The 19,874-nt window shown below is 70.4% G+C and carries 18 protein-coding genes; 15 read left to right on the top strand and 3 right to left on the bottom strand.

Features of this window, described 5'->3' with window-relative positions; all coding sequences use genetic code 11:
* Nucleotides 1-7: 7 nt before the first annotated feature.
* Both ABD333_RS23385 and ABD333_RS23380 read right to left on the bottom strand, forming a co-directional pair.
* Nucleotides 8-2,596: a VIT domain-containing protein gene (locus tag ABD333_RS23385; RefSeq protein ID WP_344544113.1), complete on the bottom strand. Its 2,589-nt coding sequence runs from the start codon at nucleotides 2,594-2,596 to the stop codon at nucleotides 8-10.
* A complete protein-coding gene (locus ABD333_RS23380) occupies nucleotides 2,593-3,210 on the bottom strand; it encodes a MerR family transcriptional regulator (protein WP_344544112.1) in 618 nt (205 codons plus the stop codon). Before ABD333_RS23380 ends, ABD333_RS23385 begins: the two co-directional genes overlap by 4 nt.
* A 129-nt stretch (nucleotides 3,211-3,339) precedes the next feature.
* Between ABD333_RS23380 and ABD333_RS23375 the strand changes: the two genes are divergently transcribed.
* The 4 genes from ABD333_RS23375 (at nucleotide 3,340) to ABD333_RS23360 (ending at nucleotide 8,535) form a co-directional block, all read left to right on the top strand.
* Nucleotides 3,340-4,128: a nuclease-related domain-containing protein gene (locus ABD333_RS23375; protein WP_344544111.1), complete on the top strand. Its 789-nt coding sequence runs from the start codon at nucleotides 3,340-3,342 to the stop codon at nucleotides 4,126-4,128.
* 206 nt (nucleotides 4,129-4,334) lie between these two features.
* Entirely contained in the window at nucleotides 4,335-6,431 is a 2,097-nt protein-coding gene (locus tag ABD333_RS23370; protein ID WP_344544110.1) for an RNA polymerase sigma factor, read from the top strand.
* 41 nt (nucleotides 6,432-6,472) lie between these two features.
* The gene (locus tag ABD333_RS23365; protein ID WP_344544108.1) at nucleotides 6,473-7,207 is read left to right on the top strand and encodes a hypothetical protein; all 735 of its coding nucleotides are present in this window, start codon (nucleotides 6,473-6,475) and stop codon (nucleotides 7,205-7,207) included.
* Nucleotides 7,208-7,344: 137 nt separating this feature from the next.
* A complete protein-coding gene (locus ABD333_RS23360; RefSeq protein ID WP_344544106.1) occupies nucleotides 7,345-8,535 on the top strand; it encodes an NlpC/P60 family protein in 1,191 nt (396 codons plus the stop codon).
* Nucleotides 8,536-8,773: 238 nt separating this feature from the next.
* On the opposite strand, the gene ABD333_RS23355 is transcribed toward ABD333_RS23360, so the two are convergent.
* Entirely contained in the window at nucleotides 8,774-9,277 is a 504-nt protein-coding gene (locus ABD333_RS23355; RefSeq protein ID WP_344544104.1) for an inorganic diphosphatase, read from the bottom strand.
* A 267-nt stretch (nucleotides 9,278-9,544) separates the two neighbouring features.
* Between ABD333_RS23355 and dacB the strand changes: the two genes are divergently transcribed.
* The 11 genes from dacB to ABD333_RS23300 all read left to right on the top strand — a co-directional run bounded on the left by dacB (nucleotide 9,545) and on the right by ABD333_RS23300 (nucleotide 19,872).
* Nucleotides 9,545-10,816, top strand: coding sequence for a D-alanyl-D-alanine carboxypeptidase/D-alanyl-D-alanine endopeptidase (dacB, locus tag ABD333_RS23350; protein ID WP_344544102.1), 1,272 nt, complete (start codon nucleotides 9,545-9,547; stop codon nucleotides 10,814-10,816).
* Between the two features lie 217 nt (nucleotides 10,817-11,033).
* Nucleotides 11,034-12,158, top strand: coding sequence for a zinc-dependent metalloprotease (locus ABD333_RS23345; RefSeq protein WP_344544100.1), 1,125 nt, complete (start codon nucleotides 11,034-11,036; stop codon nucleotides 12,156-12,158).
* Nucleotides 12,159-12,258: 100 nt separating this feature from the next.
* Nucleotides 12,259-13,278: a tRNA lysidine(34) synthetase TilS gene (gene tilS, locus ABD333_RS23340; RefSeq protein ID WP_344544098.1), complete on the top strand. Its 1,020-nt coding sequence runs from the start codon at nucleotides 12,259-12,261 to the stop codon at nucleotides 13,276-13,278.
* A 73-nt stretch (nucleotides 13,279-13,351) separates the two neighbouring features.
* Complete coding sequence (hpt, locus tag ABD333_RS23335) at nucleotides 13,352-13,915, top strand: hypoxanthine phosphoribosyltransferase (protein WP_344544096.1); 564 nt, start codon at nucleotides 13,352-13,354, stop codon at nucleotides 13,913-13,915.
* Between the two features lie 298 nt (nucleotides 13,916-14,213).
* Nucleotides 14,214-16,217 carry an ATP-dependent zinc metalloprotease FtsH gene (ftsH, locus tag ABD333_RS23330; RefSeq protein WP_344544094.1) on the top strand — a complete coding sequence of 668 codons (2,004 nt, stop codon included), beginning with the start codon at nucleotides 14,214-14,216 and terminating at the stop codon, nucleotides 16,215-16,217.
* A gap of 5 nt (nucleotides 16,218-16,222) precedes the next feature.
* Nucleotides 16,223-16,837, top strand: coding sequence for a GTP cyclohydrolase I FolE (gene folE, locus ABD333_RS23325; RefSeq protein WP_344544091.1), 615 nt, complete (start codon nucleotides 16,223-16,225; stop codon nucleotides 16,835-16,837).
* A 312-nt stretch (nucleotides 16,838-17,149) separates the two neighbouring features.
* On the top strand, nucleotides 17,150-18,031 hold the full coding sequence (gene folP, locus ABD333_RS23320; RefSeq protein ID WP_458773682.1) for a dihydropteroate synthase: 882 nt from the start codon (nucleotides 17,150-17,152) through the stop codon (nucleotides 18,029-18,031).
* Entirely contained in the window at nucleotides 18,028-18,459 is a 432-nt protein-coding gene (locus tag ABD333_RS23315) for a nuclear transport factor 2 family protein (protein WP_344544087.1), read from the top strand. The genes folP and ABD333_RS23315 overlap by 4 nt, the downstream gene beginning before the upstream one ends.
* Nucleotides 18,456-18,821, top strand: coding sequence for a dihydroneopterin aldolase (gene folB / locus ABD333_RS23310; protein ID WP_344544085.1), 366 nt, complete (start codon nucleotides 18,456-18,458; stop codon nucleotides 18,819-18,821). The genes ABD333_RS23315 and folB overlap by 4 nt, the downstream gene beginning before the upstream one ends.
* On the top strand, nucleotides 18,818-19,402 hold the full coding sequence (gene folK, locus ABD333_RS23305; protein ID WP_344544083.1) for a 2-amino-4-hydroxy-6-hydroxymethyldihydropteridine diphosphokinase: 585 nt from the start codon (nucleotides 18,818-18,820) through the stop codon (nucleotides 19,400-19,402). Before folB ends, folK begins: the two co-directional genes overlap by 4 nt.
* Nucleotides 19,399-19,872 carry a DUF3180 domain-containing protein gene (locus ABD333_RS23300; protein ID WP_344544082.1) on the top strand — a complete coding sequence of 158 codons (474 nt, stop codon included), beginning with the start codon at nucleotides 19,399-19,401 and terminating at the stop codon, nucleotides 19,870-19,872. Before folK ends, ABD333_RS23300 begins: the two co-directional genes overlap by 4 nt.
* Nucleotides 19,873-19,874: the final 2 nt, after the last annotated feature.

The raw sequence follows: 19,874 nt of genomic DNA, 5'->3' as shown, positions 1-19,874 counted from the left end.
TTCCTTTCTATTGGCCACGCTTCCAGAACGGGCGCTTGGTGCTCCTGCCAGTGGCCGCGACGAAGTCGGCCAGGGTGCGCAGGGCACGGTCCCAGAGCGCGTCGAGATCCGCGGGGGCGGTCTCGGCTCGGACGACCTGGAGATCTGTAGCCAGCGCCGAGAGCGGCCCGGCCAAGCCACGGTCGACGCCGCACTCGTCCAAACGTTGAACGATCGGCTCCAGCTTGGTGAGCAGATCCTTGAGGTGCTGTACGTCGCGTTGGGCGCCGACCTGCCGGAGCCGTTGGAGCTCTTCGGCCAAGACACGGCGAGCCTCGGCCAGTGCGGCAGACGAACGGGCCGCTGCGGGCCTGCCTGCGCGACGACGTTCGAACGTCCCCGAGCTAGGAGCCGCGGACTCCGGAACGTCCCCGCCTCCCAAATCAACCGGACGTGCACTGGTCCCACGGAAGCCGCCACCTGGCCCGCCAGGAGGCCTGGGCGGCGGAGGCGGGCCGAACTCGGCGGCGGGAACGGCGGGACCGGCAGGAACGGCAGGAACGGCGGAGGCCGCAGGGCCCATAGGCGCCGCGGGCGGCGCAGGGGCCGATCCGGCAGCGCCCAGTGGCGGGCCGCCGTACGACATGGACTCAGCCATCCTCGAAGCGGCCAGCGGCATCGCGACGCCTGGCGCCGCCGCCCATCCGTCCGGCATCTCGACCGGCTGCACGACCTGATGGGGCGCGTCGGCGCCTTCGGCCACCACCCGGCTGTCCACCGCCACGAACGCGGTGAACCGGCAGAGCACGCCGAAGCGCAGCGAGGTGTCGACGATGCGGCGTTCGAGGTCGTCGCCGCCGTCGACCGCGTACCGGTCCTCCAGGTCGCGCAGATGCGCGCGGGCCCAGACGGCGGCGGGCGCGGCGTCCTTGGTCACGGTGCCGGTGGCGGTCCGCTCCCACGGCGTGCGGTCGGACGTGACGCCGCGAACGGTCAGTCTCGCGGCGGACGGGACCCCGCGGTACCGCCCAGAGATCACCAGCGGTACGCCGGGGAACAACGCGCCGAGGCGGCGCGGCGCGACCGTGTCCGGGAGGAGGCCGAGGCCGTCGGCGTGCAACGTCAGCTCGGTGGCGACCGGCGCGCCGATGCGGTGGTGGATGTGCTCCATCGCCTCGTCGAGCCGGTCCTCGGACTCGACGAGCTCGCACCGGCCCGCGCCGTCGGCCGCCAGACGGCGCAGGAAACCCGCGTTAACGGCGCGGTCGATGCCGACCGTGTGAACGCGGATCCCGTGCAGGCGCGGTGCCAGGTGCGCGAGGATCTGGTCCTCGTTTCCGACCTGGCCGTCGGTGATGAGCACGATCACGCGGTCGTTGACCGAGTCGGCCAGCAGCGTGCACGCCTCGTCCAGCGGCCGCGACATCTGCGTGCCGCCACGCGCGTCGATCGAGGCGAGGTGCTCGACCGCGCGGAACCGGTTGCGGTCGGTCGCGGCGGACAGCCCGGCGTCCAGGTCACGCGGCCGTTCGACGACGTTGTCGAAGGAGAGCACCGCGAAGCGGTCGTCGGCGGTGAGCGTGTCGACGATCCGTGCCGCCGCCCGCCGCGCCGCGATCATCTTCCAGCCGTGCATGCTGCCGGACCGGTCGAGGATGAGGACGACGTCCCGGGGACGGGAGCGGCGCCGGGAGGCGCCCGACGGCAACACTGTCAGCGTGAACGTGCCACCCACTTCAGCAGGCGTGCCTTCCGCTGCGTCCGGTTCGTCCGGCGTGAGGGAGAGTGCCGCCAGTTCCTCCTCCTCGTCGTCTCGCGAGGCGTAGGCGAGACGCAGGATGAAGTCTCTGTTGAGACGTTCGCCTGGCTGAAGACGGATGGTCGTACGGCCGCGCTCGTCGTTCTCCTGGGTCTCACTGACGACGTGTAGCGCGGAACGTATCTCGGTGAGCGGCAGCCCGGCCGGATCGATGTCCGCGGTGACCGACAGGCGCACCGGATTGGGAAAGCCCGGCAGCAGCACCGGCGGACTGATGCGCGACGCGTCCGGAACCGCGTCGGTATCCGGCACGACACCGTCACCCGCCTGTGCCTCGTCCAAGGGCGAACCCGGGATGAAACGCGGGGCCACCACGAGCGGGAACCGGAAAGTGGCGGCGTCGTCCTCGTACGGCAACGGCTGGTTGAGGCTCAGATGGACTGTCACCCGCTCGCCCGGGAGGATGTTGCCGACCCGCATGGTGAAGACATCGGGCCGTTCCTCCTCGGCGATCGCGGCGCGCCTGCCGGCGGCTATCGCCTCGTCGTAGTCCTGCCGCGCCTGGCCGCGTTCCTTGAGCGTGCCCTCGATCACCCGGTCGTCCGCCTCCATGCGCATCGCCGTGACGGCGGCACGGTCCGGTAGCGGGAAGACGTACGTGGCTTCCAGAGGTATGTCGAACGGGTTGTGGAAACCCTGCACGACCTCGATACCTGCGGCCAAGCCGGTGATGGCGGCGTGAACGTCGACGGAGTCCAGCGGCAAGTTGCCCTTGTCGGTGGCAAGTGCGCCGAGTCCGCCGCCGGGTGCCTGGGGCGGCGTTACGGGTTCGGGCAGCGGTGTGATGTGCACGGTCACGAGGACCTCCCGTAGGGGGCGGCGGACGGGGAACTGGTGTCGGTACCGATCAGGTCGCGCCGCCGGAGCTCGTCCAGCAGCGGCCGTGCCGCCGTCTCGATCGCGGCAAGGTCGCCTTCGCCGAGCGACGGAACGTTCAGGAGCAGCGTGAGATCCGGCGCGAGCCGTACACCCTGAACGGGCTGAGCAGCCATCGGTCGGGGCGCGGCCAGACCGTCGACGGTCGTCGAGGCAGGCGGACGGGCAGCCCAGAAGCGCTCACGGAGCGGGGTGTCGAGAGGCTCCGGCGGCTCCGGCAGGTCGGTGAGCTCGGCGATTTCTTGCAGGGTCGCGTCGGGAAGGCCGGTGAGCTCGGCCTGGATCTCTGCGATCGAGCGGCCCGCGGCCTGGCGGCGCTTGATCGCGACGAGCTGGAGGAGATGGCGGGGACCGTAGAGCGCGGTGCGGCCCCGGCGGCCCAGGGGCGGATCCACCAGGCCGATCGTGGTGTACCAGCGGATCAGCCGTTCGTTGGGCAGATCACGCACCCGGCCGTTGGCCCGCGGGGAGCCGTCGGCGGCGAGGGCCACGACGGCACGGTCCGCCAGCTCGGTGATGGTCCAGGTGCTCTCCATGCCCCCGATAGTGACACTGTAATGATGACAGTGTCAATGAGGGTAAAGCGATCATGGACTTCCCCGCGAGTCGGCATCAAGAAGGTCAAAGTCCTTGAACTCCCGACGTCAGGGGCTCACGCTGGCGACTTGGGCAGCCCTGGAAGGCTGGAGGAGAAGGGGCGTTCGGTGCGCTTCAGCGGTGTCGGCACGTCCAGCGCCGGAGCCTCTGCCTGGTCGCGATACCGCATGCTCGCCGCGGAGCACCGGCAGGAACGGCTCCTGCTTCGTGGCGTCCTGGCTTGCGGCGTCGGAGTAGTCGTGGCGGGGCTCAGCGTGTGGTGGGCCGGTCCAGGGGGCGCCTTGGCGGCGTTCGCCGCGTTCACCATGTACGAACGCGCGCGCCCGGGCCCGGCCACCAGATGGCGTCAGGGCGCGGTGGCGGAACGTCGTACGGGACGCAGCCTCGCGCGGCTCGACCCCACGGGCTTTCGCGTACTCCACGACCGGGCGCTGCCGCGCACACCCTCGACCAATCTCGACCATCTGGTCATCGGCCTCACCGGTGTGTACGCCATCGCCAGCCGCCGGTGGCGCTGGGGTCTTCGGCTGCGCTCGGAGGGACGGCGGCTGTGGATCGGTGACAAACCCGCGGGAGACCTGGCCGGTGCCGCAACACGGAGCGCCCGGACGGTCGCCGAGTCACTGTCTCTGGAGCTCGACTACGAAGTGGCCGTGACTCCGATGGTCGCGGTCCATGGAGCGAGGGTCCCGCGTAACGGACTCCGCCATGGCGGGGTGTTCTTCGTGGCGGCACGTCCACTGCCGGAGTTGATAACGGCCCGGCCCGTGGTGTTCACCAGCGCCCAGGTGGCGACCGTCGCGGCCGCCGCAGAACGGGCGCTTCCACCAATGCTGGACACCCTCTCTCGTAAGTGATCCCTTTGGGTGTAATTTTGTTCTACCCCTAACGCTTGCCAAATCTCTCCTTCCGGTCGTATGCCGATGGAGGCTGTGAAGGCATGAGCGCAGGTCCGGCAGCTGAACGCAATAGTCCGGCAAGTTGCACAATTCCGACTAATGCCATTAACGCGATCCTTTGAAATTGCCGGTGAACACCCCTCGGAACCTTTACTTTCGAAGGTATGAATGACCACCTCCTGGTCGAGGTTTTGCGATCACGAGACTCCGGCGGCCCCGCCGCGCTGTACGAGGCGTACGCCGACCGGCTCTACGCGTACTGCTGGTTCCAGCTGCGCAACCGTGACGCCGCCCAGGTGGCGCTGCGCGACACGTTCATCGTGGCGGAGGCGCACGTCGACAAGCTGCGCGATCCGGATCGGTTCGGGCCGTGGCTGTACGCCGTCGCGCGGATGGAGTGCGGGCGCCGCATGCCGTACGGCGGCCAGCAGCCGGACCTGCTGGTCGCCAGCCATGACCAGGAGGACGTCGACCAGCGGATCATGGCCTGGCAGGCCGTGCTCGGGCTGGCGCCGCTCAGCCGGGAGATCCTGGAGCTGCGCGTCCGCCACCAGCTGTCGGTGCCCGATCTCGCCGCCGTCTTCGACCTGCCGGTCAAGGAGGCCCAGGCCGCACTCGACCGTGCGCACGCCGAGCTCGAAGTGGCGCTGACGGCCGAGATCCTCGCGCACCAGGGGCCGTACGGCTGCCCTGACCGCGGCGTGATCCTCCGCGACCGTCGCGGCGAGATGGACCTCGACCTGCGGCTCCGCCTGCTGCGGCACGCCGAGGAGTGCGCCCTGTGCGAGGCGTTCCGGCCGCGAACGGTCTCGGCCGCCAAGGTGTACGGCCTGCTCCCACAGGCCGACCCGCCGGACGCGCTACGCCTGCGCGTCATGAGCTGCTTCCTCGACCCCGAACTGGTGGGATACCGGCTGTTCGTGGCGACCCGGATCACCGAGTTCACGCCGGGCGGCTTCCCGGCCCAGCCGCGCCGCTTCGCACTCCCACGCCGCCCAGGCCTCCCACGCCGCTCGATCCTCGCGCGCCGACCCCGACGCTCCCCCTTCCCGCTATGGCCCATCGCCCGCCGCCGACCCGCCCCGCGACGTAGCCAACCGCCATCCAACGCCACCACGCCGCCTGACGCCGCCCAGCCAGGCGGCACGCCGGTTGACGCGACCCCGCCTGGCGCCGCGACTGACGGCACGCTAGTTCGCTCCACCTCGGCTGGCGACACGTCGGCTGGTGCCGCCCCGACTGACGACGCGCCACTTGGCTCCGCCTCGGCTGGCGCTGCCCCGTCTGGCGGCACGTTGGCTGGAGCCGCCCGGACTAGCGCCGCGTCGGGTGGCGGCACGCCGGTGGGCTCGGTACCGGCTGGCGTCAGTGCGGCGGCTGGGATCGCGTCGGCTTCCGGTGTGCGGCGGGGCGGTTTTGTGCGGGTAGGGCGTTTGCGGGCTGCTGTGCGGGGAGTGGCGGCTGCGGCGATGGTTGTGCTTCTCCTCGGCACTGGGGCCGTCGCGTTCGTCTGGCTTGTGAGCGACCGGCCGTCCGGAACGGTCGCTTCGGGCCGGCTGCCGAGTCCTGGTGTGGCCCCGATCCTGCCGCCCACGGATCTACGGGACTACCCGCCTTCCGATTCCGGGTTGGGTGGGCTGGTCGGTTCGCCGGTTTCCGCGACGTTTCCCTTGGGGGCGCGCGGCTCTGCGGCCCCGCCCACCGCGCTGCCGTCACCGCCGCGCAAGGAGTATCACTCCGCCCCTGACGGCGCGCCCCATCCGAGGCCGCCCGGCGGCAGTGGGACGCTTTCGGCCTCGCCGCTGCACATCGACCTGGCCGGCGGCTCAGACGCCACGATCACTCTTCGCGCCGAGGGCGGTCCGGTTTCCTGGCGGGCCAAGACATGGGGGCCCCTACGGTTGAGCACCTCCTCCGGCCACCTGCAGAACGGCCAGTCCACAACGGTGTCCGTGCATGTCTTCCGGCGACCCGGTGGCCGTGGCCAGGGCGGCATCACGTTCCTGCCCGGAGGCCTGCAGGTGCACATCAGCTGGCGCCCCGCTCCCACGGACCCGGGTACGACGCCGCCACCCACGACGACGCCGCCGCCCTCGAAGCCGAGCAGCCCGCCGGCATCGACGCCGCCACCGTCCTCGCCTTCGACTCCGCCCAGTTCCAGCACGCCGCCGCCGTCGACCCCGCCGCCGTCCAGCTCCACGCCACCGGCCCCGTCGCCGTCCGCTTCCGGGTCCAGCCCCGAAACGCAGGCCTCCGGATGACCCTGAGTGGGCCCGCGCTGGCGCAACGACCGGAGTCGCGCGTGAGCCCGCGCCCGGTCCCGCCCGAGCTGATCCGTCTCGTCGCTCAGGTCCAGCTGGTCGAGTGGCCTCTCTGGACCGAATCCGCCGCTCGGACCCGCCGCGAAATCCTCGAACTCTGCCGCCTCCAGGCCGCCCGAGGCCTCACCCTTCTGTCCTGGCTCGCCCAAGACGGCCTGGATGGGGTGACCCCGCCCGCCATCGGTCCTGCCCCCGCCCTGCCTGAGCGCACCACACCACCTCCGTCCGGCTTTATGGGACGGAGTGGAGGCGGCGCGGTCGTTTGGGAGGGCGACCTTGGGTGGTTGCTGGACTCGCGGCGGTTGTGCGGAGGACGGCGGGAACGGATGTACGCGGCGGCGGATCGGTTGCCGATCGAGGTGCGCGAACTGGTCGTGGCCAACTGGACGTGGGCGCTGGGGACTCCCCACGGAGGGCAGGCCACCGCCGCGTATCTGGCGGGCGGCGCTTATCCGGATGACGGCTATTCGGCGGCGCGCGCGACCGTGGCGTTGCTGAGGTTGTGGGAACGGCGGCCCGGCTACCGGCCCGCGATGGCGGCCGCCTGGGCCGCGACACGTACTCCCGCGGACTGGTGCAAGGCGGCCGAGTTGCGGGCAGCCTACGGGGCCGCGGTGCCGATCTTCAGCTATCCGCGCGTGCCGTTGCCGCCGCGCACGGTGGTACGGCCCTGGATCGCCCGGCTGCTCGGTGTACAGAAAGATCAACAAGGGTAGTAACTCCTGCGATCTCTGTGACGGGAGTTCATGTTGTGACCTGTGTGAACTACTCTCTGTCACAGATCACTTCCGAATAGTGATCCACGGCAGGGGGGACCGTGTTTCCGTCACCGAGCACAAGACAGCTACGTCTGATGGCCGTGTCGACCGGGATCGCGTTGTCGGTCGGCGGGCTGGCCGTGACGGCCCACGCCGAGCCCGCGCCGAGCGCGCGGGAGATTCGCGAGAGCCGGCGTGAGGTCAATGAACGAGCCGAGGAAGTCGGCCGCACCAAGGCGATGCTCGCCCAGGCCAACGCCGGGCTTGAGCGGCTTAGTGTGGCGGCGGCCACGGCTGTCGAGCGTTACAACGGCGAGGTCGTCAAGTTGCGGCAGGCCGCGCAGGCCTATGCCGACACCCAGCTCCGCCTCGCGGAGGCAGAGCGGCGTCTGGCGGTGGCCCAGGAGGAGATGGCGGCGTTCGCCGCCGAGGCCTACCGCACCGACACCGGCTCCAACCCCTGGTCCGCGGCGGTGGTGGGAAGCGGCGGCCCGCAGGGCTTCATGGACCGTGCCGGAATGATGGAGATGCTGGCGCGCAAACGTACCGACTTCGTCCAGAAGGTCGAGGCGGCCAGAAACGTCGCCGACGTGTTCCGCGAGCAGGCGCAGGTCAAGCTCGGCGAGCAGAACGCGGCGACGCGGCGGGCGGAGGAGGCGCGCAGGGCGGCGGAGGCCGCGGTGGCGCGGCAACGGTCGGCCGTCGGGCGCATCGCCACCGAAAAGCGGCGTCTGGAGCAGCGTCTCGGTGCCGCCGAACAACGCACAGCACGCCTGAAGAGGGCTCGCGCGGCCGCACTGGCCAGAGCCGAGGCACGGCGTGCCCGGCTGGCCCATCACGGTTCCGGGCGTTCGGCCGTCGCGCTGGCACGGGGATCAGGCCGGGGCTCACTGGTCGTACGGGCGGCCCTCAAATGGCTCGGCACGCCGTACTCGTGGGGTGGCGGCAACTCCAGTGGCCCTAGCTACGGCATAGCCCACGGATCGGGAATCTTCGGTTTCGACTGCTCCGGGCTCGCCCTCTACGCGTGGAGCAAGGCAGGCGTTCGGCTCGACCACTGGACGGGCACGCAATGGACCTCGGGCCCGCACGTACCGCTCAGCAACCTGCGAGCCGGAGACCTGGTGTTCTTCGCCAACGACACCGACGATCCCGACACGATCCATCACGTCGGCATCTACCTCGACCGGGGGCGCATGATCGAGGCGCCCTACACCGGCGCCCGCGTGCGCATCTCCAGCATCCACCGCGACGGGCTCATCGGCGCGACGCGTCCGGCCGGCTGAGGCAGGCTTCCGCTCCCGGCCCCGCTGCCGGCCCCGCGATGGTCCCGGCCCCGCGATGGTCCCGGCCCCGCGATGGTCCCGGCCCCGCGATGGTCCCGGCCCCGCGACGGTCCAGGGCCCCCGCTCCCGGCCCCGGAGAGCGGAACGCTTCCGTACGAGCGGCTCGTACGGAAGCGTTCCGATGTCATGTCCCGGACGGCGGCGCGGGGAGCAGACCGGCACCGTCCGGTGCGGCGGGTCAGTGCCCGCCGCGCTGCGCGACGTTCTCCGCCTCGCGCTTGATGGAGCGCTCGATCTCGGCCTCGGCCTCGACACGCCCGACCCAGTTGGCGCCCTCGACGGACTTGCCGGGCTCGAGGTCCTTGTAGACCTCGAAGAAGTGCTGGATCTCCAGCCGGTCGAACTCCGGGACGTGGTGGATGTCCCGCAGGTGCTCGCTGCGCGGGTCGGTCGCGGGCACGCAGAGGACCTTGTCGTCACCGCCGGCCTCGTCGGTCATGCGGAACATGCCGACGGCGCGGCACTTGATGAGGCACCCGGGGAACGTCGGCTCCTGGAGGATGACGAGCGCGTCGAGCGGGTCACCGTCCTCGCCGAGCGTGTTCTCGACGAAGCCGTAGTCGGCCGGGTACTGCGTGGACGTGAAGAGCATGCGGTCCAGCCGGATCCGGCCGCTCTCGTGGTCCACCTCGTACTTGTTCCGGCTGCCCCTCGGGATCTCAATGACGACGTCGAATTCCAAGATGTCCTCCGCTCCCCGCGTGGTCGCAGTGTTTAGGCTTTCGGGAGCCTGTGCGGGCGAAGGCGGCCCTCACAGGGTGGGTGTTCCCATATATAAGGATGTCGCACGTTGATGAGTGCTGAGTGGGAGAGGGGCTGTTACGTGCGCGAAAGGGCCCTCGCACTCGTCATGATCACACTGTCCCTCCTTAACGTTTTCACTGTCGGCGCGGGCGTCGCAGTGGCGAAACTCACACCGGATCGGCACCTGTCGCCACGGCCGCCGACCGTGGCCGACCGTGGGATCGTGCCGGTCGCGGCGGGGTTGCCGGCCGCCGGCGACGCCGCCCGCCTCCCCGCGACCGGCGTTCTGGCCGCCCGTCTGAACGCCCTGATCGGCGGCCCCGACGAGAAGATCAACGTAGTGGTGATCGACGCGACGACCCGCCGTCCGCTGTTCCAGCAGCGTGCCGATCGTCCCGCCACCCCGGCCTCCACCACCAAGCTCGTGACGTCGGTGGCCGCGCTGGCCGCCCTGGGCCCCGCGCACCGGATCACCACCCAGGCGGTCAGGGGCGGCGACGCCGGGGGCAACGTGGTCCTGGTCGGCGGCGGGGATCCTACCGTGACGACGCGTACCTCCACGTCGGCTTCGAGTACGGGTAACCCGGCGTTCGCCTCGTTCACCGATCTGGCCCGGCAGACCGCGACCGCGCTCAAAGCGGCCGGTGTACGGCGCGTACGTGTGGATTACGACATCTCGGCCTACCAGGGGCCGCGTACGGCCGCCGGTTGGAAGCCCAACTATCTGCCGGACGGCGAGGTCGCTCCCGTCTCGGCGTTGACGGTGGACAAGGGGCGTGTCGCTCCGGGCGACCTGGAGAGGAACACCCGCGTCGCCGACCCGCCGCGTGCCGCCGCCACCACGTTCGCCTCGCTGCTGGGCCGTCACGGGGTGAAGGCCACAGCGGGACGGCAGACGCAGGCGCCCGCTGGGGCTCAGCGTCTCGGAGTCGTGCAGTCACCCACCCTCGCGACCTTCGTCGAATATCTGATGACGCACAGCGACAACGACGTGGCCGAAGCCGTGCTGCGCCAGGTGGCGATCAAGCGTGGGCGGCCCGTCACGTTCGCCGGTGGAGCGGAGGCCGTCCGCGAGGTGCTCGGCGCGCTCGGCGTCGCCGAAGGGGTTCTGACCAACGACGGCAGCGGTCTCTCGCCGCGCAACCAGATCACCCCGCTCGCCCTCGCCCGGATCGCCGCGCTCGCCGCGTCCCCCGAACGCCCTGAGCTGCGGGCGGCGATCACCGGCATGCCGGTCGCGGGCTTCTCCGGCACGCTCGGCCCGCCCCGCTACAGGGTGTCCGGCAGTCAGGCCGGAGCCGGGATGGTCCGGGCCAAGACCGGAACCCTCGCCGGAGTCAGCACCCTCGCCGGGATCGCCCACGACGCCGACGGGCGCCTGCTGGCGTTCGCCTTCATGGCCGGTGACGGGAAGGGGTCCGTCGACCCCGGCAAGCTCGACCGGCTCGCGAGCGCCGTCGCCGCTTGCGGCTGCTGATCCGCGCCCTAGCGAGCGCCGACCGGCCTCGCGGGCGACTTCGCGGGCGCCGGTCTCGCGGGCGCCGGTCGCGGGCGCCGGTTCTAGCGGGCGTCGGCCTTGCGAGCGGCCGCGATCGCGTGTGGACGGGGCCCGGCGGGAGATAACCAAAACGGTTGTTCGTTGAACGGATGTGCAGGGGCGCCCGGGCGCCGTGTCGAAACGTACGGTGGGGTATATGAGCGCCTCAATGATCGACTGGAACGTGGCCGTACAGACCGGGACCCGGCTTGTCCGGCCGGGGCCGCAGGTCAGCCACGAAGAGGCCCGTCAGGTCGTCGACGAGCTCCGCGAGCTGTCCCGGCTCGCGCAGGGGCACGTTCTCGACTTCACGGGCATCCAGGCAGAGCGGGACTCCGCGCCGGCCACGATCGTGGACCGGCCGGGCTGGATCCGGGCCAACGTCGACGGCTTCAAGGTGGTGCTCGAACCGCTCATGGAGCAGATGCAGGAGCGGCGCGGCACCGGTCTGCTCAGCGGTGGAGCGGGCGGCGTGATGGTCCAGGCCGTCGGCTCCCGGGTGACCGGGATGCAGGTCGGCGCCATCCTCGCGTACATGGCGAGCCGCGTCCTCGGCCAGTACGAGCTGTTCCTGCCGCCTGACCCGTCCGGCCGCGCGCCGACCGGACGGCTCACTCTCGTCGCGCCCAACATCGTCCAGGTCGAGCAGGAGCTGGGCGTCGACCCGCGCGACTTCCGGCTGTGGGTGTGCCTTCACGAGGAGACGCACCGCACGCAGTTCACGGGCGTCCCGTGGCTGCGCGAGTACGTGCAAGACCAGATGACCAAGTTCCTGCTCGCGTCCGACCTCGATCCCGGCGCGATGCTGGACCGGCTCCGGGACGCGGCCGAGGCGGTCGCCGACGCCGTCCGGGGCGGCGACTCCAGCCTGATCGACGCGATCCAGTCGCCCGAGCAGCGCGAGATCCTGGACCGGCTCACGGCCGTCATGACCCTCGTCGAGGGCCACGGCGACTACGTGATGGACGCGGTCGGGCCCGAGGTCGTGCCGTCGGTGCAGCAGATCCGTGCCCGCTTCCAGGGACGGCGTGACGGTGGTTCGCGGATGGACAAGACGATCCGCCGCGTACTCGGGATCGACCTGAAGATGAAGCAGTACGCGGAGGGTTCGCGCTTCGTGCGCCGCGTCGTCGCCGAGGCCGGCATGGACGGCTTCAACAAGATCTGGCAGTCGCCGGAGACGCTGCCGACGCACGCCGAGATCAAGGAACCGGCCGACTGGATGAACCGCGTCGTCGGTCCCCGCGAGCTCGACGCCCCGCCGGAGGCCAACGAAGCCTGACCCGCCCCGCCCGTCAGCCCGCCGTCTCGCGCGATTGTCGGTGGCGCGTGGTTTCGTTGACCCGCGGCGTTGTTGCCGCAGGTTGACGAGAGGGGAGCTCATGGGGCCCGATCCGGCCGTGGCGTCGGTACGGGTGGCGGTCCGGCAGGCGCTCGACGCCGTCCCGCCGGGCGCGCTGGTCCTGGTGGCCTGCAGCGGTGGCGCCGACTCGCTGGCGCTGGCGGCGGCGCTCGCCTTCGAGGCCCCGCGGGGCGGCCGCCGCGCGGGTGGCGTGACGATCGACCATGGCCTGCAGGACGGGTCGGACGAACGCGCGGAACGTCTCGTACGGACCATGGCCGGCCTCGGGCTCGACCCCGCCGGATCGGTCGCCGTGACGGTCGGCCGGGAGGGCGGCCCGGAGAACGCCGCGCGCGAGGCGAGGTACGAGGCCCTCGACAGGGCGGCGGCCCGGCTGGACGCCGCCGCCGTTCTCCTCGGGCACACCCGCGACGACCAGGCGGAGACCGTCCTCCTCGGCCTGGCGCGCGGCTCTGGTGCCCGGTCCCTGGCAGGCATGCCCGCCGCGTTCCAACGGCCGTCAGGGGTTCGCTACGTGCGGCCCCTGCTGGAGACCGGACGCGTCACCACGCACCGCGCCTGCGAGGCCCTGGGCCTCGAACCTTGGGACGACCCTCACAACGACGATCCGGCCTACCTGCGCGTCCGCGTACGTAATGAGGCGCTGCCCGTACTGGAAAAAACCCTCGGCCCCGGCGTGAGCGATGCCCTGGCGCGTACGGCACGCCAGCTCCGCGACGACGCCGACGCGCTGGAAGCCCTCGCCACGCGCGCCTACCGAGACCTCCAGGGAACGGACACCGGCGAGGAGGGGCTGCCAGTGGAAGGGCTCGCGGAGCTGCCCCGGGCGGTGCGGACCCGGGTACTCCGGATGGCGGCGATCGACGCGGGAAGCCCACCGGGTACGCTCGCGGCCGTCCACGTTGATGCAGTGGATCGGCTGGTCACGGCCTGGCACGGGCAGCAGCACGTCGACCTTCCGGCGGGCGTACGAGCGTTCCGGCGGTATGGGAAGCTGCTGTTCGGGGCGGGCTCCCCGCCGCGCCGCGGCCGGCAGTAGGGGCCGCGCGCGAACGGGGCCGTGCCGTGTGCGCGCTGCCACGCAGCGCAGTCGTCTCCAAGAGGGTGGGGTTGTGGACGAGAAGGATCTGGGCGCCGACCTGGCGAAGGTGCTCATTCCCGAAGACCAGTTGCAGGCCAAGGTCCGCGAGCTGGCGGGGCAGATCGACGGCGACTACGCCGGCAAGGATCTGCTGCTGGTGGGCGTGCTCAAGGGCGCAGTGATGATCATGGCCGACCTGGCGCGGGCACTGCACTCGCCCGCCTCCATGGACTGGATGGCGGTGTCCTCGTACGGCTCGGGCACCAAGTCGTCCGGCGTGGTGCGGATCCTCAAGGACCTCGACACCGACATCCTGAACCGGCACGTGCTCATCGTCGAGGACATCATCGACTCGGGGCTGACGCTGTCCTGGCTGGTCAGCAACCTGCGTTCGCGCGGGCCGGCGTCGCTGGAGATCTGCGCGCTGCTGCGCAAGCCGGAAGCGGTCAAGACAGAGATCGGCTGCAAGTATCTTGGTTTCGACATCCCGAACGAGTTCGTGGTCGGTTACGGGCTTGACTACGCCGAGAAATACCGGAACCTGCCCTTCGTGGGGACCTTGGCGCCGCACGTGTACGGCGGAGACAAGGCCTGACCGGGAAGGGTGACAAGGCCTGACCGGGAACGGCGGCGAGCCTGACCGGGAACAAGGCGCCCGCGCGGATCGTTGCAAGGGGCGTTGAAGGGTATACCGAACGGATCAGGGGATCGCGCTGGCTGCGTCCCCTGTGCTGCCGGTGTACCTTCGGTATCCCGGGCCTCGGCCGGGGACACTGCTTGACGAAGGCCGCCCCGGCGGGCGATGGGCCCCGATTCGACGGGCCTGACGTGCACGGAGCCGGTTCACAGACGTTGGTCAGGAGGGACGGGCCCCGGAAGGGGTGACCGGATAAATGGACGTGAAGCGCTACTTTCGCGGGCCGCTGCTGTGGATCCTGCTGTTCGGCCTCTTGATCGCCCTCGTGATGTGGGGGATCAACCCCGGCCGTTCATATGAGAAGACCGACACTTCCAAGGTGGTCTCGGAGATCCAGAGCGGACAGGTGAAGTCCGCCAAGATCATCGACAAGGACCAGCGAATCGAGGTCACCCTCAAGGACGGCAAGCAGCAACAGGCCTCCTGGGTCGACGGCCAGGGCATCGAACTCCAGCGCATGCTGCAGCAGCAGGCGCAGGGCGGCAGCCTGACGGGCGGCTACAACGTCGAGGTTCCCAAGCAGAGCTTCTTCCTCAACCTGCTGTTCAGCCTGCTGCCCATCGTGGTCATCGTGCTGATCTTCTTGTTCATCATGAACCAGATGCAGGGCGGCGGCTCTCGGGTGATGAACTTCGGCAAGTCCAAGGCGAAACTGATCACCAAGGACACGCCGAAGACGACGTTCGCCGACGTCGCGGGCGCGGACGAGGCATTGGAGGAGCTGGAGGAGATCAAGGACTTCCTCCAGAACCCGGCCAAGTTCCAGTCCATCGGCGCCAAGATTCCCAAGGGTGTGCTGCTGTACGGCCCGCCCGGTACCGGTAAGACGCTGCTGGCGCGTGCCGTCGCGGGCGAAGCCGGCGTGCCGTTCTACTCGATCTCCGGTTCGGACTTCGTCGAGATGTTCGTCGGTGTCGGCGCGTCCCGGGTCCGCGACCTGTTCGAGCAGGCCAAGGCCAACGCTCCCTCGATCATCTTCATCGACGAGATCGACGCCGTCGGCCGGCACCGCGGTGCCGGGCTCGGCGGTGGCCACGACGAGCGAGAGCAGACCCTCAACCAGCTGCTGGTCGAGATGGACGGCTTCGACGTCAAGGGCGGCGTGATCCTGATCGCGGCGACCAACCGGCCCGACATCCTCGACCCGGCGCTGCTGCGTCCGGGCCGGTTCGACCGGCAGGTCACGGTCGACCGTCCCGACCTGGAGGGCCGTAAGGGCATCCTCCGCGTGCACGGCCGCGGCAAGCCGTTCGCGCCGGACGTCGACCTCGACGTGATCGCGCGCCGGACGCCGGGCTTCACCGGCGCCGACCTGGCCAACGTCATCAACGAGGGGGCCCTGCTCACGGCCCGCTTCGATCGCAAGCTGATCGACATGGAGACCCTTGAGGAATCCATCGACCGCGTGATGGCCGGGCCCGAGCGCAAGACCCGCGTCATGTCCGAGAAGGAAAAGAAGATCATCGCCTATCACGAGGGCGGGCACGCTCTGGTGGCGCACGCGCTGCCGAACGCCGACCCCGTGCACAAGGTGACGATCCTGCCGCGCGGCCGGGCCCTGGGCTACACCATGACCCTGCCGATGGAGGACAAGTTCCTCACCACGCGCTCGGAGATGACCGACCAGCTCGCCATGCTGCTGGGCGGCCGTACCGCCGAGGAGCTCGTGTTCCACGAGCCCACCACGGGCGCGGCCAACGACATCGAGAAGGCGACCTCGATCGCCCGCAACATGGTCACCGAGTACGGCATGAGCGAGCGCCTCGGTGCCCGCAAGTTCGGCACCGGCGCCGGCGAGGTCTTCCTCGGCCGCGACGTCGGCCACGAGCGCGACTACTCCGAGGACATCGCCTCCGCGATCGACGACGAGGTCCGCCGCTACATCGAGGGCGCCCACGACACCGCCTGGGAGATCCTGGTCGAGTACCGGGACGTCCTGGACGACCTCGTGGTCAACCTGATGGAGAAGGAGACCCTCTCCAAGGACCAGGTGCTCCAGATCTTCGCGCCGATCCAGAAGCGTCCGCTCCAGAAGTCCTACACGGGCTATGGCAAGCGCCTGCCGTCGGACCGCCCGCCGGTGCTGTCGCCCAAGGAGCTCGCCCTGACGGGCCCGCAGGACGTCGCCGACCTGACCAAGGGCAACGGCCAGGCCGCGGGCGACCCGGAGCCGGCCGTCGATCCGGCGCCTGAGAGCTGACCGCGTTGGCTCTTCCGTACGACGAGGACGAAGCCCCGGGGGATCTTCCCCCGGGCTTCGACCATGCCCGGATCGAAAAGGCCGTCCGCGAGATCCTCCACGCCATCGGCGAGGACCCCGACCGCGACGGCCTGCGCGACACCCCGGCCCGCGTCGCCCGCGCCTACGCCGAGCAGTTCGCGGGCCTGCGCCAGCAACCCGAGGACGTCCTCAACAAGGTCTTCGAGGCCGACCACGACGAGATGGTCCTGGTCAAGGACATCGAGGTCTACTCGGTCTGCGAACACCACCTCGTCCCCTTCCACGGTGTCGCGCACGTCGGCTACACGCCCAACAAGAGCGGCCAGATCACCGGCCTCTCCAAGCTGGCCCGCCTGGTCGACGTCTACGCCCGCCGTCCACAGGTCCAGGAACGCCTGACCAGCCAGGTGGCCGACGCCGTCATGCGCATCCTTGAGCCCCGCGGCGTCATCGTCGTGATCGAGGCCGAGCACCTCTGCATGACCATGCGCGGCGTCCGCAAGCCGGGCGCCAAGACCGTCACCTCCGCCGTCCGCGGCGACTTCCGCGAACACGCCGAAACCCGCGCAGAAGCCATGGGCCTCATCATGGGGGGATAGCCTTCCGGCGGCTGCGCGACAGATCACACCGGCAGGCCCGTGTGCTGCGGCCACACGGAAATGGCCTTCCCCGTACCGGCGGTGGCCACCACGGAGATCGCGTACCGCAACTCATCGAGCCCAACGACCTCAAGTCGCACGCGATCGCGTTAACTGAGCTGGAGCGAGCCGCAGGCGAAGCTTCACGCGAAGATCGCGAAGCGATGCAGCGATCGCCGCTTTCGCGGTTCGGGTCCGAGCCGCCAGGCGAGGGCCTGAGGCTGCTAAAGCCCATGAGCACAGGCACGCCGATCTAGGCATAGGGTTGTTTGCATGACCACAGCCGGTGTTCCTGGGCTCCCCTCGCCGAGGCGGTGTCTTGTCATGGGCGTGGTCAACGTGACTCCGGACTCGTTCTCCGACGGTGGGGCCTGGTTCGACGCGGACAAGGCGATCCGGCGCGGGATCGACCTGGTGGCCGAGGGCGCCGACGTCGTGGACGTGGGCGGTGAGTCCACCCGGCCGGGGGCGCAGCGGGTCTCCGAGGAGGAGGAGCTGCGCCGGGTCGTGCCCGTCATCGAGGCGCTGAGCGCCGAGGGCGTGCCGGTCAGCGTCGACACCATGCGGGCCGAGGTGGCCGAGGCCGCGGTGGCGGCGGGGGCCCGGCTGGTCAACGACGTCAGCGGGGGTCTCGCCGACCCCGGCATGGCGCGGGTCGTCGCCGCGACGGGCGTGCCGTACGTGGTGATGCACTGGCGCGGTCACAGCCACGACATGCAGACGCGCGCCGTCTATGACGACGTCGTGCGCGAGGTGCGGGACGAGCTGCTCGGACGGGTGGACGCGATCCTGCACGCCGGCGTCGATCCCTCGATGATCGTGCTCGATCCGGGACTCGGATTCGCCAAGAGACCCGACGCGGGGCACAACTGGCAGCTGATAGCCCGGTTGGACGCGCTGCTGGAGACGGGCTATCCCGTGCTGGTGGGGGCCTCGCGCAAGCGGTTCCTGGGGCGGCTGCTCGCCGCCGAGGACGGGACGCCGCGTTCGTTCACCGACTGCGATGACGCCACCGTGGCGATCACATCGCTGGTCGCCGCCGCGGGCGCGTGGTGCGTCCGCGTCCATCGGGTGCGGCCCAACGCCGACGCCGTGCGCGTCGCGGCGGCCGTACGCGCCGTATCCGCCGACGACACCGGGAGCCCCGAGCAGTGAGCCCAGCCGACCTGGCGGCCGCCCTTGAGGAGGCCAACGCGGAGTTCTACGCGGCGTTCGAGGCCGGAGATCTGGACCGGATGGCGGCGCTGTGGGCGGACGGCTCGTACGCGCCCTCCGTGACCTGCGTGCACCCCGGCTGGCCGATGTTGCGCGGCCGGGAAGAGGTGCTCCGGTCCTGGGCGTTGATCATGGCGAACACGAGTTATATCCAGTTTGTCCTGACCAACGTGGAGGCAGATATCCACGGGGACCAGGCCGTGGTGACCTGTTCGGAGAACATCCTCACCGCCGACGAGGACACCGAGGCCGGTTTCCTCGCCGGCGGCGAGGTCGTGGCGACCAATGTCTTCGTCCGGTCGGACGGGGCCTGGCGTCTGCTGCTCCACCACGGATCGCCCATCCTGAACACCGCAGAGGAAGAATGAGTCTCGACCGGATCGAACTGCGCGGGCTCAGGGCCCGCGGACGGCATGGCTGCCTGCCGGCCGAGCGTGAGCTGGGTCAGGAGTTCGTGGTGGACGTCGGGCTGGGCCTCGACACCCGCCCCGCCGCCGCCGGGGACGACCTATCCCGTACCGTCGACTACGGATCACTCGCCGGCCGACTGGTCGCCGTCGTCGAAGGGGAACCCGTGAACCTCATCGAGACGCTGGCCGACCGCCTGGCCGGGGTCTGCCTCGAAGAGCCCCCGGTGGCGGAGGTCGAGATCACCGTCCACAAGCCGAGCGCCCCCGTGCCCTACCCCTTCACGGACGTGGCCGTGAAGATCAGGAGGAGTCGCCCATGACCGCGTCCGACCCCATCCACACCCCCGAACGCACCGCGACCGGCGGCCACCTGCTGGTCCAGCACCGTGTCGTGTTCTCCCTCGGCAGCAACCTCGGTGACCGTCTGAACAACATCCAGGAGGCCGTGGACGCGTTGTTCGACGCGCCGGGCCTGACGTTCGTGGCGCTCTCGCCGGTGTACGAGACCGCCCCGTACGCGCCGCCCGGGGTCTCGATCCCCGAGCAGGGCGACTTCCTCAACATCGTGCTGGTCGCCGACACCCGGCTGCCACCGGAGAACCTCCTCGAACGCGTCCTCAACATCGAGAACTCGATGCAGCGCGTACGTGAGGTCCGCTGGGGCCCCCGTACGCTCGACATCGACATCGTCGTTTTCGGCAACGTCACCATGGACGACCCCGACCTCACCCTGCCGCACCCGCGCGCGCACGAGCGGGCGTTCGTTTTGGTGCCGTGGGCGGACATCGAGCCGGACGTCCTCCTGCCCGGGCACGGGCGGGTCGGTGACCTGGCCGAGGCCCGCCAGGCCGAGAGCGGTGTCCGCCGTCGTGACGATCTGACCCTGCAGCCGCCTGCATGAAACCCACGCGCGTCCCGTTCCTCATCGGACTGGTGGTCATCCTCACGTTGATCACCTGGGCGGTGCTGCGCACCGCCTACATGTCCCTGCCGCCGCTGCCGTGGACCGCCGTGCCGACGCTGCTCCTGGTGGCGCTCGGCGAGGCGGTCACCGGCGTCAACACGCTGCGCCGGATCCGCCGCAGACCGGGCACCAAGCCGGTCGAGCCGCTCGTCGTGGCCCGCATGGCCGCGCTCGGCAAGGCGACGGCGCTGGCCGCGGCCGTGCTGGCGGGCGTCTTCGCCGGGTTCGCGCTGAGCCTGACCGACTCCCTCGACAAGCCGACGCCGCGGCACGACTTCTTCGTGAGCGGCGGCACCTTCCTGTCCGCCCTGGTGCTGGTCGGCGCCGCGTTCTTCCTGGAGTACGCCTGCCGCGTGCCCAAGGACCCCGACGCCGAAGACCAGGACCGCGGCGCCTCCCGCGCCTGAGA

The organism is Actinomadura fulvescens, assembly GCF_039533225.1.
Lineage (GTDB): Bacteria > Actinomycetota > Actinomycetes > Streptosporangiales > Streptosporangiaceae > Spirillospora > Spirillospora fulvescens.
This window is presented reverse-complemented; position numbering and strand designations above follow the sequence as displayed.